Origin of the sequence: Streptomyces scabichelini, from assembly GCF_011045015.1 — a bacterium.
Taxonomy (GTDB): Bacteria; Actinomycetota; Actinomycetes; order Streptomycetales; family Streptomycetaceae; genus Streptomyces; species Streptomyces scabichelini.
On the sequence record NZ_JAAKZY010000002.1, the window covers coordinates 15,688 to 29,037 of the forward strand.

General features: G+C 68.7%; 11 protein-coding genes. 5 read left to right on the forward strand and 6 right to left on the reverse strand.

The genetic code is table 11. The annotated features are described in order from the left end of the window. Positions 1-15: 15 nt before the first annotated feature. From G5C60_RS00835 to G5C60_RS00855, 5 genes are all read right to left on the reverse strand, one after another. Positions 16-1,998: a dipeptide ABC transporter ATP-binding protein gene (locus G5C60_RS00835; RefSeq protein ID WP_165254189.1), complete on the reverse strand. Its 1,983-nt coding sequence runs from the start codon at positions 1,996-1,998 to the stop codon at positions 16-18. Positions 1,999-2,031: 33 nt separating this feature from the next. Then, entirely contained in the window at positions 2,032-3,657 is a 1,626-nt protein-coding gene (locus G5C60_RS00840) for an ABC transporter substrate-binding protein (protein ID WP_206438952.1), read from the reverse strand. Between the two features lie 313 nt (positions 3,658-3,970). Continuing rightward, positions 3,971-5,263 carry an MFS transporter gene (locus G5C60_RS00845; RefSeq protein WP_165254190.1) on the reverse strand — a complete coding sequence of 431 codons (1,293 nt, stop codon included), beginning with the start codon at positions 5,261-5,263 and terminating at the stop codon, positions 3,971-3,973. Then, positions 5,260-6,474: an MFS transporter gene (locus G5C60_RS00850; RefSeq protein ID WP_165254191.1), complete on the reverse strand. Its 1,215-nt coding sequence runs from the start codon at positions 6,472-6,474 to the stop codon at positions 5,260-5,262. The genes G5C60_RS00845 and G5C60_RS00850 overlap by 4 nt, the downstream gene beginning before the upstream one ends. A 73-nt stretch (positions 6,475-6,547) precedes the next feature. After that, positions 6,548-7,873 (reverse strand): NtaA/DmoA family FMN-dependent monooxygenase, encoded by a 1,326-nt coding sequence (locus G5C60_RS00855; protein WP_206438953.1) that lies wholly within the window; start codon positions 7,871-7,873, stop codon positions 6,548-6,550. A 247-nt stretch (positions 7,874-8,120) separates the two neighbouring features. On the opposite strand from G5C60_RS00855, the gene G5C60_RS00860 reads away from it, so the two are divergent. The 4 genes from G5C60_RS00860 (at position 8,121) to G5C60_RS00880 (ending at position 11,281) form a co-directional block, all read left to right on the forward strand. Then, the gene (locus G5C60_RS00860; RefSeq protein ID WP_165254192.1) at positions 8,121-8,609 is read left to right on the forward strand and encodes an NADPH-dependent FMN reductase; all 489 of its coding nucleotides are present in this window, start codon (positions 8,121-8,123) and stop codon (positions 8,607-8,609) included. Continuing rightward, on the forward strand, positions 8,606-9,106 hold the full coding sequence (locus G5C60_RS00865) for a flavin reductase (protein WP_165254193.1): 501 nt from the start codon (positions 8,606-8,608) through the stop codon (positions 9,104-9,106). Before G5C60_RS00860 ends, G5C60_RS00865 begins: the two co-directional genes overlap by 4 nt. A 605-nt stretch (positions 9,107-9,711) precedes the next feature. Continuing rightward, positions 9,712-10,533 (forward strand): YhjD/YihY/BrkB family envelope integrity protein, encoded by an 822-nt coding sequence (locus tag G5C60_RS00875; protein ID WP_420907330.1) that lies wholly within the window; start codon positions 9,712-9,714, stop codon positions 10,531-10,533. Positions 10,534-10,627: 94 nt separating this feature from the next. Beyond that, a complete protein-coding gene (locus G5C60_RS00880) occupies positions 10,628-11,281 on the forward strand; it encodes a dihydrofolate reductase family protein (RefSeq protein ID WP_165254194.1) in 654 nt (217 codons plus the stop codon). A gap of 34 nt (positions 11,282-11,315) precedes the next feature. On the opposite strand, the gene G5C60_RS00885 is transcribed toward G5C60_RS00880, so the two are convergent. Continuing rightward, the gene (locus tag G5C60_RS00885; protein ID WP_165254195.1) at positions 11,316-12,284 is read right to left on the reverse strand and encodes a helix-turn-helix domain-containing protein; all 969 of its coding nucleotides are present in this window, start codon (positions 12,282-12,284) and stop codon (positions 11,316-11,318) included. A 213-nt stretch (positions 12,285-12,497) separates the two neighbouring features. Here G5C60_RS00885 and G5C60_RS00890 point away from each other — a divergent pair, with 213 nt between their 5' ends. Then, positions 12,498-13,343: an SDR family oxidoreductase gene (locus G5C60_RS00890; protein ID WP_165254196.1), complete on the forward strand. Its 846-nt coding sequence runs from the start codon at positions 12,498-12,500 to the stop codon at positions 13,341-13,343. Positions 13,344-13,350 lie beyond the last annotated feature (7 nt).

Consider the following 13,350-nt stretch of genomic DNA (forward strand, 5'->3'; position numbering starts at 1 on the left):
GCGAACCACGCCCAGTCACCCTTCGCTCGCGGGCAGCCTGGAGAGGTGACACGAAGCCTCCCGACCCCCGATGCCGTCGATGGAGTAGAGGAACGGCGCCTCGGTGGAGCATCGGTCGATCCGCTCGCGGCAGCGCGGGTGGAACGAACAACCCGACGGCACGGAGAGCGGGCTCGCCGGCTCGCCCGGCAGTCGCACGGGCGCGGCCCCAGGGGTGGGGATCGCGGCCAGCAAGGCCTTGGTGTACGGGTGTTTGGGGGAGGCGATGACTTCCTCGGTCGGCCCCAGCTCGACGATCTGTCCGAGGTACATCACCGCGGTGCGGTCGGAGATGAAGCGCGCAGCGGCCAGATCATGGGTGACGAACATGACGGCCATCCCGAGCTCGCGCCGCAGGTCTTGAAGCAGGTTGAGCACGGACGCGGCCAAGGAGGCGTCCAGTGCGGAGGTGGGCTCGTCGCACAGCAGCAACTTCGGCGGGACGATGACGGCCCTGGCGAACGCGACCCGCTGGCGCTGGCCTCCCGAGAGCAGACCCGCCTTGATGCCGGCCACGTCCGGGGGAAGCCCCACCTGGCGCAGTGCCCGGTCGACCATCTCCCGGCGGTCTGCCCTGCTGTTGTCCTTGAGCAGCCGTTCGCCCACGATCTCACCCACGGTCAGCCAGGGCGTGAGCGAGGCGCCGGCGTCCTGGAACACCATTTGCGGCCGGCCGCCGAGTCGCTCGACGGTGCCGCCGTCGGGCGTCATCAGCCCTGCGACGACGCGGAGCAAGGTCGACTTCCCCGACCCGGATTCGCCCACTACGGCCATCGACTCGCCGGGAGCGATATCGAGGATCACGTTGCGCAGCGCGTGGAGCTGGTCCTTCTTCAGCAGCCCGCGCCTGATCGTGAACTGCTTGTCGATGCCGTTGATCCGCAGCGCGGGAGTGTCGTCGTCGACCTCGGCCATGGGCCGGAACGGTGGCGCGGCGACGCGTATCGCCTCTTGCGTCGTCGCGCCGGGGATGATGCAGGCCGCCACCCCCGAGTGAGTGGACGCAGGGGTCGGCACCGGCAGCGTTTCCGCGCACTCATGGGTCGCCGCCGAGCACCGAGGTGCGAAGGCACAACCACGCGGATGGGCCCGGGGGTCCGGAGGTTCGCCCGGGAGCGCCGGGATGGGTCGGCCGGTCGGCAGGCCGAGATCCAGGCGGGCGTTCAGCAGGCCCAGGGTGTAGGGGTGTGACGGTGCCCGCAGGACCTGTTCCGTCTTACCGATCTCGGCCACCCGGCCGCCGTACATGACGGCGATCCGGTCCGCCACCTGGGAAGCCACGCCGATGTCGTGAGTGACCAGGATGAAGGATGTGCCGAGCTTGTCGCAGAGGTCGCGGATGAGCGCGAGGACCTGGGCCTGCACCGTCACGTCGAGTGCCGTGGTGGGCTCGTCGGCGATCACCAGGTCGGGCTTGCCGGCGACCGCCATGGCTATCATCACGCGCTGCCTGAGCCCGCCCGACAACTCGTGGGGAAACGCCTTCATCCGCCGCGCGGGGTCCGGGATGCCGACGAGGTCGAGAAGCCGCAGCGCCTCCTCCTCGGACCCGGCCGCCTCCACCACCTGGCGGCCGATGCGCATCGTGGGGTTGAGCGAGGTCATGGGGTCCTGGAACACCGCGCCGAGGTGCAGTTTGCGCATGCGGCGCCGCTCCTCGTCCGACGCGGACACCATGTCGACCCCGCACACCTCGGCCTTTCCGGTGACCAGGGGCATCGGGTCGCCCGAGAGCAGCCCGAGGAGGGCCAGAGCCATCACGCTCTTGCCCGAGCCGGACTCACCGACGACGGCGAGGATCTCGCCGGGGGCGATGTCGAGGGTGACGCCGCGCAGGGAGTGGACGGGCACTCCTCGACGGTTGAAGGTGACCGTGAGGTCCTCCACCCGAGCACGTGATGCGGTCAGTGGTTCGGCGAGTGCGGCGGCGCTGCCGCTGGGAGTGCTGGTGCTGGTCATGTTTCATGCCCTCCTCAGCCTGTCGCTGCCGGCTCAGCGCCGTTTGATCTTGGCCGGGTTGTAGATGTAGGGGAGGTACGAATCCAGCTCTACGCCGCCGATGTCGGCGTGGGTGACGAAGTTCTGCGGGATACGGCACAACGGGACCCACAAGGCGTCGTCGGCGATGATCTCGGTGATCTGCAGGTAGACGTCGTTGGTCTTGGCCGCGGTGCCCTTGGTGATCGCCTCGTCCATGAGCGCGTCCACCTTGGGGTTGCCGTACTGGAACGCGTTGAGGGGCTTCGCGCCCGTACGCAGGAAGATCCGCAGCGCGGTGTCCAGGTGCAGCGCGTCACCGCCCATCGACCCCAGGAGCAGGTCAGGACGCTTGCCGGCCGGCTGGTTGCACAGGTCGAACCACTCCGCCGAGGGCATCGCCCGGATGGTGATCTCCAGCCCGGTCGGGGCGAGTTGGGTCTGGACCAGCTCGGCCATCTGCTGAGCCGGTGCGCCGTTGGACGACACCCAGGCGAAGTCGACCTTCTTGTTCGACAACCTGGCGACCTTCTCGGTCAGCGGACCGAGGTCGACCTTCGGGTCGAAGGGTGCGAGCCCCTTGGGGAACATGTTCTCCGGCCAGAAGTTCTCCTGGACCGTGGTGAGCCCCTTGAAGGACGTCTCGACGGCCGTGGCGCGGTCGATGGCGGTCATCATCGCCTGTCGCAGGGACTTGTCCTTGAACATGCCCGCGCCAGGGTTCATGTAGAGCGACATCATCGAAGCGCCGAGGTTGGTGGAGACCGAGAACTTCTTGTTCTTCCGGTAGCTGAGTACGTCGGCGATGGCGAACCCATGGGTGACCAGACTGAACGCACCCTGGTCCAACTGGAGCTTCTGGGTCGCGATCTCGGGGGTGATCTCGATCCGGATCGTCTCGAAGTACGGCTTCTCGCCCCAGTAGCCGTCGAACCTTTCCAGGACGTAGTGGCTTCCCGGCACGAACTCCTTCATGACGTAGGGGCCAGTGCCCGCGTCGTGGGTCTTGAGCCACGTCTGGGCCAGGTCGCCACCCACCGCGTTCTTGGTGACCGCCGTCGGGCTGGTCACCAGCATCTTCCACGGGCAGGCCGCGTAGTGGAGCCAGGCGTTGTTGGGCTCCTTGAGCTTGACCACGAGGGTGGTCGCATCCGTCGCCTCGGCCTTGGCGATCCCTGTCACCATGTAGGCAGGCCCCTGTTTGACCGCGGCCCGACGCTCGAAGCTCTTCACCCACGCCTCGGCGTCGGCGGGTGTCCCGTCGTGGAAGGTGACGTCCGGCTTCAGCTTGAAGGTGTAGGTCAGCTGGTCGTCGGACACCGTCCAGGAGTCCGCCAGCTGCGGGATTATCTCCGGAGTACCGGACTTGTAGGTGACGAGGCCGTCGTAGCACGCGTGCATGACCTGGACGCCCTCACCCTCGTACATGATGTCCGGGTCGGGGACCTGCATGTCCTGCAGGAACGGCATGCGCAGGGTGAGGTTGCCCGCGCCGTCCTCGGCGGCTCCCTCGCCGCACGCCTGGATCAGGCTCAGCAGGCTGACACTGCCGAGCGTGATGCCGGCCGCCTTGAGCAGGCCGCGACGGCTCAGCTGGGTGCGCGGTTCCGGTCTGTGCTGGGGTTCGGTCTTGGTGGGCAAGGACGCCTCCTACGGCGGGGTCTCACAGAGCCACTTGGACAGTGCGGTGACAGTGCGGTGAGGAAGGAAGGAGTCGAGGCGTTCGGCTCGTCTCCACGGTGTGCGATGACGATGGCTGCGCTGTGTGACACCGCAGCGTCGTCATCGTGGCTTTCCTATTGCGCCTGGTTCACCACACATAAGGTTTTTGTAACGGAGCCACCGATAGCCACGAGGGCGCTCGGAATCCCGGAATTGCCAAGGGCGCGGGCTTCGCGACGCGGGCACGGCACGCCGTCCGTGTCGGCGGGCGGCCACTGCGACCGAGAGGTACTCAGGCCCCGGGAGAGGGGCGGAGGGCGGTCTCCGGGGCGGCCGACAGCAGGTCACGCAGGCGCAGCACGACCGTCAGCACCGCGGCCATCCCGATCAGGGACGACACCATGAGGGCGTTCCTGGTGCCGAGCAGCTCGGCACTCGCTCCGATCACCACCATCCCGATCGGCATCGCGCCGATCGCGGTGCTGAGCACACCGAGGGCGACGCCGCGTTCGGTCTCGTGTGCGGACTCGATCGCGAGGAGACTCTGCATGGACGCGAACGCGGCCTGGCCCGTCCCGGCCACGAACAACGCGAGAAACGCGAGTTGGTACAGCGGCGCCATGGAGAAGCAGAACAGGCCGAGCAGAGCAACCATCGAGCCGACCGCGAAGACCAGCCCCCGTCGAAGGAGGGGCCGGGTGCTCAGGACGACTCCGCAGAGGATCTGCCCGCCACCCGCAGCGGCGCCCAGGGCGCCGGCGAGCACGGCGTCGGCGGAGAACTCATCGGCCACGAGAGGTACCAGCGGGATGTAGCCGAACATAAACAGGTTCATCGCCACGGTCACCCCCAGAGTGGCCATCAGGCGCCTGCTGCGCCGGGCGAGCCTGACGCTGGCGACGGCCTGCGCGGCGATCGACACACGCGCTTCGGGATCGCGCGGGGTGGCGTAGCGAGGACTGGGGACCAGCCGGAGCAAGGCCGCCGAGATGCAGAGCAGTATGCCCATCCCGGCGAATCCCGCCCCCATGCCGACGTGCTCGATGAGCGCACCACCGGCGAGCGTGCCGAACATGGCCGACCCCGCCTGTGCGGTGGACTCGATCGTCATCGCCTGCCCGGCGAAACGCGGACCGACAGTCTCGTAGATGAGAGGGCGCTGCGCGGTCATGTTCACCAACCCGCCGATGCCCAGCGCGAACATGAAGGGGAGGGTCATCCAGATCTCGACCCGTCCTGACTGGACGAGTCCGAACATCGCGAACTGGATCGGGATCAGCGCCAGTTGGACGCGACGGACGAGCTTGCGCCGGTCCAGCCGGTCGCTGATCACCCCGGCCACGAAGCCACCGACGAGCATCGGGAGGAAGACGAGTGCGCCGACGACCTGGTTGAGGATGGGCGAACCGGAAAGCTGGGCCAGCAGGTAGCTCGTGGTGAACAGGCCGCCCCACCGCGTGGTGTGCCAGACGAAGGAACTCACGCAGAGGTAGCGGTAGCCGGGGACCCGGAACAGCGCCCGCAACGAGTACGACGGCACGGCGTCGGCCGGGCGTGGGGTGGATCGTGCTTCGTCGGTGGTCACCCGGCCTCCACCACTGACTTCTCCCGTCGCCGCTGACCGGACACCCCGAGGAGGAGCAGCACGCTCAGGCCCGCGGAGCCCAGGGCGAGGGCGGCGAACCCGACCCAGCTGAGCAGGAACCCGCACAGGACCCCGGCGATTCCACCGGAGACGGCTATGACGAAGTCCGCCGTGCCCTGGACCGGCACCCGGTCACCGGAGGTGACGGTGTCCACCAGAAGCGTCGAGGCGCCGATGAAGACGAGCGCCCAGCCGAGCCCCACCGTGAACATCGAGACGAACATCAAGGGGACGCTGTTCGCCACCGTCCCGGTGCAGCCGGCAAGGACGAGTACGAGCGCACCGCTCCGCATCGCCACGAACCGCCCAAACCTGTCCGCGACGCGACCGACGAGCGGGCTGAAGGCGAACATGCCGGCCATGTGGGCCGAGACCACGAAGGGGATGACCGCCTCGTGGTGGTGCGTCTTCATCTCGATCGGTGACATGGCCATCACGCCGACCATCACGGCTTGGGCGACAACCATGGAGAGCAGAGCCAGCCGGGCCGCGGAGGCCGTGGCGATCAACCGCAGTGAGTCGCCGACGCGGACCGACCGGACGGCGACGGTCTGCCCGTGCGCCGCGTCGTTGCCCTCCGCCCAGACCGCCAAGGGATCGGGGCGTAGCCGTACCCCCACGTTGACCATTGCGCAGAGGAAGAAGAACGAGCTCAGGAGCCAGGGACCGGCGTACTTCTCCAGCCCGAACACCGACTGCCCGAGTGCTTCGGCCGGTCCGACGAGAGTAGGGCCGAAGATCGCTCCGAAGGTGGCCGCGAACAGGATCCGGCCCATCGCCCGGCTCCGCTCGTCCGGCTCTGCCAGGTCGGTCGCCGCGTACCGGGCGAGCAGGTTGGTGGCGGAGCCGGCGCCGTACAGCAGGAGACCGCCCAGGAAGACCGCGAGCGACGAGATCTGCACGCCCGCACACGCCACAAGACCTCCCAGGGCGGCGAGTCCGTAGCCCAGCTGCATGCCGACCCGTCGTCCGCGTCGCGCCATGACCCGGGCGAGCACCTGCGCCATGGCGCCCGAGCCCGCGGTGACGGCCGCGGTCGACAGACCCACCCACGGTGTGGCGACACCGACGATGCCCTCGACCACGAAGCCGCCGATCGTGACGGCCGCGCCGAGCGCACCGGCACCCACCACCTGTCCCAGGGTGAGCACGCGCAAGCTCCTCCGCTGGATTCGCGCGCGCTCGACCGGAGACCGGGGCACCCCACAGGACGGTGAGGTCACCTCAGAACTCGAGCAGGTTGTCGCGGAACATCTCGTACGAGTACGAGGTCCGCGTCAGCCCGCGTTTTTGCAGCTCGGGTACGAGGCCGTCGCAGACCTCGCTGATGGAGCGCCGTGTGAGGACGTCCTGGGTGAGCAGGAAACCGTCGCCGCCCACCGTGGCCATGACGTCACCCATCTGGTCGGCGACCTCGGACGGCGTACCCAACAGCTCGACGCGCTGCCCGGCGCTGGTGGACGACTGCATCGCGACCTCGCGGAGCGTGCGTTCCCTGTTCTGCGCGACGAACTGCTGCAGCGAGCTCTGGTGGCCGTTGGTCACCAACTCGGACGCCAGATCCTTGATCGGGGTGTCCAGATCGAACACGGAGAAGTCGATGTCCGTCGCGTAGCCCATCCCGGCGAGGCGCGTCACCGGGTTGGCCGCCGCCTCCTCCTTGGCCTGCTGCCGACGGTCCACGGCCGCCTGATGGGTCTCACCGATGACCGGCGACACCAGGAACAGCACCTTCACGGAGTCCGGGTCGCGACCGTGCGCCTCGGCACGGGCCCGGACGTCGTCGCGGTACTCCTTCATCTGCTCGACCGTGCTCGCCGAGGCGATGATCGAGTCGGCGTACTTGGAGGCGAAGGCACGGCCCTTGGGCGATCCGCCCGCCTGGACGATGACCGACCTGCCCTGCGGGGAGCGAGCCGAGTTGATGGGGCCCCGCGACTTGTAGAACTTCCCCTGGAAATCGACCGGGTGGACCTTGGCCGGGTCGGCGAAGATCCCGTCCTGGTCGACCACCATGGAACCCGGCTCCCAGGACTCCCAGAGCTTGACGACCAGCTCGGCGAACTCCTCGGCCATGTCGTAGCGGACGTCGTGATCCGGCTGGGCGTCGTGGCCGTAGTTCTGTGCCGCACGGTCCGAGCTCGCGGTGACCATGTTCCAGCCGGCCCGGCCCCGTGAGACGTGGTCCATCGTCGAGACGAGCCGTGCCAGCAGGTACGGGGGGTACTCCGTGATCGCCAGCGTGGTGACGATCCCCAGGCGCGCGGTGTTCTGGGTGAGGATCGAGGCCAGGACCGCCGGGTCGAACTTGGGGACCGCGTACGCGTTCTCCAGATAGAAGTCGTGCTTGCCCTGCCAGGCGTCGGGCACGAACGACGAGTCCTCGAGGATGAAGTAGTCGAAGCAGGCGCGCTCCAAGGAACGCGCCATGTCGACGTAGAAGTCCGGGAGCATTCCCTCGGACTTGTGGGTGCCGATCCACTGGTCCCGCCACCCGTGCACGCGGTAGCCGTTCATGAACCAACCCAGGTGGAACTTCTTGGCTTGCAACCCGGCCTCCCGCTCACTCCATGCGACGACGGCGTCAGGTACTGCCGCCGACCTTGCTGCTGGAAGCTAGCCAGGCAGCGTGACACCGGCAGACCGCGACCGTTCCGCGGCCATTGCGCCGTCCAGGCAGTCCTGCCGACGAGGTGGCAGCGGCGCAATGGAAGGTTTACTGCGCACACCTGACCGGGAAATCCGCCGCTCCTTCACTGACGGGGTCAGCATTCGTCTGCTGCTTTGGAGGACTCATATGACGGTCGTCGTCGTCGGTAACCCCAAGCCGATGTCGCGTACCCGAGCTGCCGCAGAGCTGATCGCTCGCGAGCTCAGCGGGAGCGCGCCGTCCGCAGTTGTCGACGTGGTGGATCTCGGCGCCGGGCTGCTCGGATGGGGTGACCCCAAGGTGGCCGAGGCCAAGGCCACGGTGCTGGGTGCGGACTCACTCGTGGTGGCCTCCCCGACGTTCAAGGCCACGTACACGGGTCTCCTCAAGCTGTTTCTCGACCAGTTCGGGCAAGGTGAGCTCGGCGGGATCCCGACGTTCCCCGTCATGCTCGGGGCCGGACTTCAGCACGCTCTCGCGCCTGAACTGACCCTGCGTCCGGTACTCGTCGAGATCGGAGCCAGCTGTCCCGCGCCGAGCCTGTACCTGATCGACTCGCAGTACGCGACCTCGCCGGACCTGGCCGGCTGGCTCGAGTCGGCCAGGAAGTACGTCCCGGCGGCGGTGACGCCGTGATCCGGGCATCCGACAGACGTTTCGACGACGTGTTGCTCCGGCAGGCGTTCGGCTGCTTCCCCAGTGGTGTGACCGCCTTCTGCGGGATGGTGGACGGCGCCCCGGAGGGCATGGCCGCCAGCTCGTTCACCTCCGTCTCGCTGGATCCGGCACTGGTGTCCGTCTGCGTGGCGAACACGTCCTCGACCTGGCCGCGGCTGGCCGAGGCAAGTCGCCTGGGACTGAGTGTGCTGGCCGGCGAGCACCGCTCGGTGGCGCGTTCGCTCGCATCGAAGAGCGGTCAGCGTTTCGCCGACGTCGACTGGGTCGCCACCGAGACCGGGGCCGTTTTCGTGCACGGCGCCACGCTGTGGCTGGAGTGCTCCATCTATGAGGTCGTAGAGGCAGGCGATCACGCGATCGTGCTGCTGAAGATCGAGGCGCTCGACATGTACCCCGATGTTCCTCCGATGGTCTTCCACCGCAGTGGTTTCCACGGGCTCGCATCGACTGCATGACAACTGCATGACACACGAGCTCGCATCGAGCGCATGAAAGCGGGGCCGCCGATTCGAACGCTCGGGTCGGCGGCTCTTCATTTCCCCGGATCAATTCCCCGGATCATTTCCCCGGAACGGATGCCTGGGCCGCTGAGCCGGTCGCACATCCGGAGCGGGCGGGGCACGCTGGAATCAGCCACTCGCGCTGCACGGGCCCGCTCGGTGCGGGGACGAGCCCATACGCCGGTGCACGGAAACAGAACGAGGTGACACGGATGCGCCATGGGGTCGTGCCACCACTGCACCAGGCTTGCCGGAGCCCGTTCGGCGAGGAGCGGGGCGGCGGGCATGACCGGCGTGCCGGACCCGTAGAACCGGTAAAACCCGGAGAGCCCGTAGCGCCCGGAGAGCCCGTAGAGCCCGGAAATCCCGCAGGGCCCGGAGATCCCGTAGAGCCTGGAGACCCCGTAGAACCTTCGGGCCCGTCTGAGCCATCCGGCTCACCGGGTGCTCCGGACTCCTCCGGGTCGAGTGATTCTCGGGTCCCCCGGGCCAAGGACGGCCCGGCGAACGCAAGCAGGAGTCACCTCCGCAGCCGCAGCCGCGGGCAACGGTCCAGGGAACTGGGCCGCTTGCTCCACGTCAGGGGCACGCACGTATGGCGGCGCGGCACGGAAGTTGAGCTGATGCACCGGGCCATGGGCTTCGCCGCGCTGGGACTGGTGACGATCGCCCCCCTGCTGATCGTGGTCGCGGCGACCGCCCCGATCCAGGAGCGCGGCTTCGCCCAGTGGGTCGTGGACGGCATGGGGCTGTCCGGGCGTCCCGCCGACGCCGTGCAGGACCTCTTCGCCGCGCCCCGCAGGGTCCTGAGCACGACCAGTGCTCTCAGCGTGGTGCTGCTCGCGGTCTTCGGCGTGCCGTTCGCGGGCAGCGTCCAGACCGGTTACGAAAAGGTGTGGGACCTGTCGGCCGGGCGCTGGCACACCGTATGGCGACGCGTGGCGTGGCTCGCCGCTCTCACGGCCTACCTCTTCGCCGAAGCGCAGAGCGGTGCCGTCCTGGGGTCGGGGACCCTGCGCTCATGGGGCCGGATCGGGCTGTCCGCGCTGCTCGGCGTGCTCTTCTTCTGGTGGGGGCAGCGTTTCCTGCTGGGCGGCCGGGTCCCCTGGCGCGCCCTCCTGCCGGGCGCCATCGCCACGATGGTGGGCCTGGGCGGCCTGCGTGTGTTCTCCTCCCTGGTCTTCTCCCCGCTCATCGTGAGCAACGCGGTCTCGTACGGTTCGGTCGGCACCGTCCTCATCGTGACGTCCTGGCTGGTCGGTGTCGGCTTCGTCGTCTTCGGCGGCGCCCTCGTCGGCCGCTACTGGTACCTCCACGAACCGCACCACATTCCGCACCCCCATCCCCACCCTCGCTCCCGCTCCGGTTCCCGGAAGCGCTGAAGCGCTGAAGCGCACGAGCCTGCACGACCGATGAGATCGGCGCCGCGGTCCGGTCGTACCGAACGACGATCCCAGCGCGAAGGGAACCGCGACCATGAAACTCACGACCGTCACGAACGTCTCCCTCGACGGAGTGACGCAGGGACATCGACGGATTGATGCAGGGACCGCAGAGACCCGGCGCGAAGCCGACGCGCCGGACGAGGACGGCAGCGGCGGATTCGAGCGCTTCGGATGGGCCCCACCACTGCTCGACGACGTGGCCTCGACGTTCATCGGCCAGGCCTTCCGGCGCGCCGACGCGTTCCTGTTCGGCCGACGGACCTACGAGATCTTCGCCGGCTCCTGGGGCGCGGGCATGGATCCGGGAAACCCCGTCGGAGAGGCGTTGAACACGCGGCCCAAGTACGTCGCCTCGACCACGCTCACCGACCCGCGATGGGCGAACACGACCGTCCTGTCCGGTGACGTCGCGGGCGCCGTCGGCGAGCTGAGAGCCGAGCCGGGCGGTGAGCTGCAGGTGTGGGGCAGTGGCACCCTGATCCGCTGGCTGCTCGACCACCGGCTGGTGGACGAGATCGTACTGCTCACCTATCCCGTGGTCGTCGGCCAGGGCACGCGGCTGTTCCCCGCCACCGGCCCGGACGCAGGACTCGAGCTGGTCGACCTGCAGTCCACCCCGAAGGGGCTGACGATCCAGACCTACCGCACCACGGGCCGCCCGCAGTACGAGACGGCCACGAGCTGAAACATGTGGTGCATCGACACGAGTGGCTCGTGGGTCAATCGGGGGTCTCCGTCGAGTCGGCCGCCTCGGTCGGCTGGGAGTCGTCGGTCGGCGCGGGCTGATCGATGTCGTCGTTGGTGGCGGCCCAACTGGCCAGCAGGTTCAGGGCGTCCTGCGAGGGTGAGGCGGGCTCGGCGGTGTAGGTGAGGAGGAACTGGCTGGGGTCGGCGCCGAGCGGGAACGTGTCGAAGGGCAGGTCGAGGTCGCCGACGACCGGGTGGTGCAGGAGCTTGATGCCGGTGGTGTGGATCCGGACGTTGTGGGCGGCCCAGCGGCGGCGGAAGTCTTCGCTGCGGGTGGACAGTTCGCCGATCAGGTCGGTCAGCTGCCGGTCGTAGCGATTGCGGCCGGCCTCGGCGCGCAACATGGCGACCGTGTCGTTGGCGACCTGATCCCAGTGGCGGAAGAACTCGGTCGCGTGTGGGTCTAGGAAGATGAACCGGGCGTTGTTGGGCGGGCGTACCGGGTCGGCGTAGACCGGGGAGAACAGGGCGCGCCCGAGGGCGTTGGCGGCCAGGATGTCTCCGCGTCCGCTGAGGACGAAAGCGGGCGTGCCGCCCATCGAGTCGAGGACGCGCTGCACCGTGGGCCGGACGCGCTGCTGGGCGGGCCGACGGCGTGGCGGACGGGTCGTGCCGGCGCCGCGCAGGAGGTCCAGCAGGTGGATCCGCTCGGCCTCGTCGAGCCGCAGTGCCTGCGCGATGCCCTCGATGACGCTCTCGGAGACGCCGGTGGCGTTGCCGCGCTCCAGGCGGGTGTAGTACTCGCTGGAGATGCCCGCCAGCAGGGCGACCTCCTCGCGGCGCAGCCCCGTGACCCGTCGGCGGTCCCCGCCGTACGCGGGCAGTCCGGCCTGTTCGGGGGTGACCCTGGCCCGTCGCGTGCCCAGGAACTCCCGGATCTCCGCGCGGAAATCGCCGCGGATGTCGTGATGAGTACCGTCAGGGTCATTTCTTCCTGCCATGTGCTCCACTCTACGAGCGCCTCCGCCGGGTTGGGGGTCCCTGTCAGTACCCCCTCTCATCAGGGACTCCCGGCGTCCCGTGACGACTGGTTCTGTTGGTGGTGCACCGACCCACGGCGGTGTGAATCTCCCGGACGGCCGCCGGGACGGACACCACGCATCACCACCCGCACACACCGGGTGCCGGATCACGGCACCCGAAAGGAACCCCCCATGAGCAAGGTCATTCTCGTCACCGGTGCCGGACGCGGTCTGGGCACGGACATCGCCCGCGAGGCCCTCGTCGCCGGCCACCAGGTCGTCGCCACCGGCCGCCGCCCCGAGGAGGTCGAGAAGACTCTCGGCGGGCCGCAGGACAGTCTGCTGGTCACCAAGCTCGACGTCACAAGCCTCGAGGACGCCGAGGCCGCCGCGCAGGCCGCCGTCGACCGCTTCGGCCGCGTCGACGTCCTGGTCAACAACGCCGGGAACCTCTTCACCGGCTACTTCGAGGAGATCTCGCCCGCGCAGATGCGCCGGCAGTTCGAGACCAACCTCTTCGGCCCGATGAACGTCACCCGCGCCGTCCTGCCCGTCATGCGAGCACAGCGCGCCGGCCATGTCATCACCATCACCTCGACCGCCGGCCTGGTCGGCATGGAGTTCACCTCCGCCTACGCCGCCTCCAAGTTCGCGGAAGAGGGCTGGATGGAGTCGCTGCGTCACGACGTCGAGCCGTACAACATCCACACCACGGTCGTTGAGCCCGGCTACTTCCGCACCGAACTCCTCGTGGACGGCTCCACCACCTGGCCCGAGCTGTCCATCGACGACTACGCCCCGCGCACCGCCCCGAGGATCGAGGGCATGAAGAGCATGAACGGCAAGCAGCCCGGCGACCCCGCCAAGCTCGCCCGCGCCCTGCTCACCATCGCCGACCAGGACAAGCCCCTGGAGCGCTTCGTCGCCGGCGCGGACGCCATCGAGGCCGCCGAGGCCAAGGCGAAGGAACTCCTCGCCCAGGCCGAGGCCTCCCGTGAACTGGGCGGCAGCCTCGCCTACGCCGACACCCACGCCTGAGAGAGGA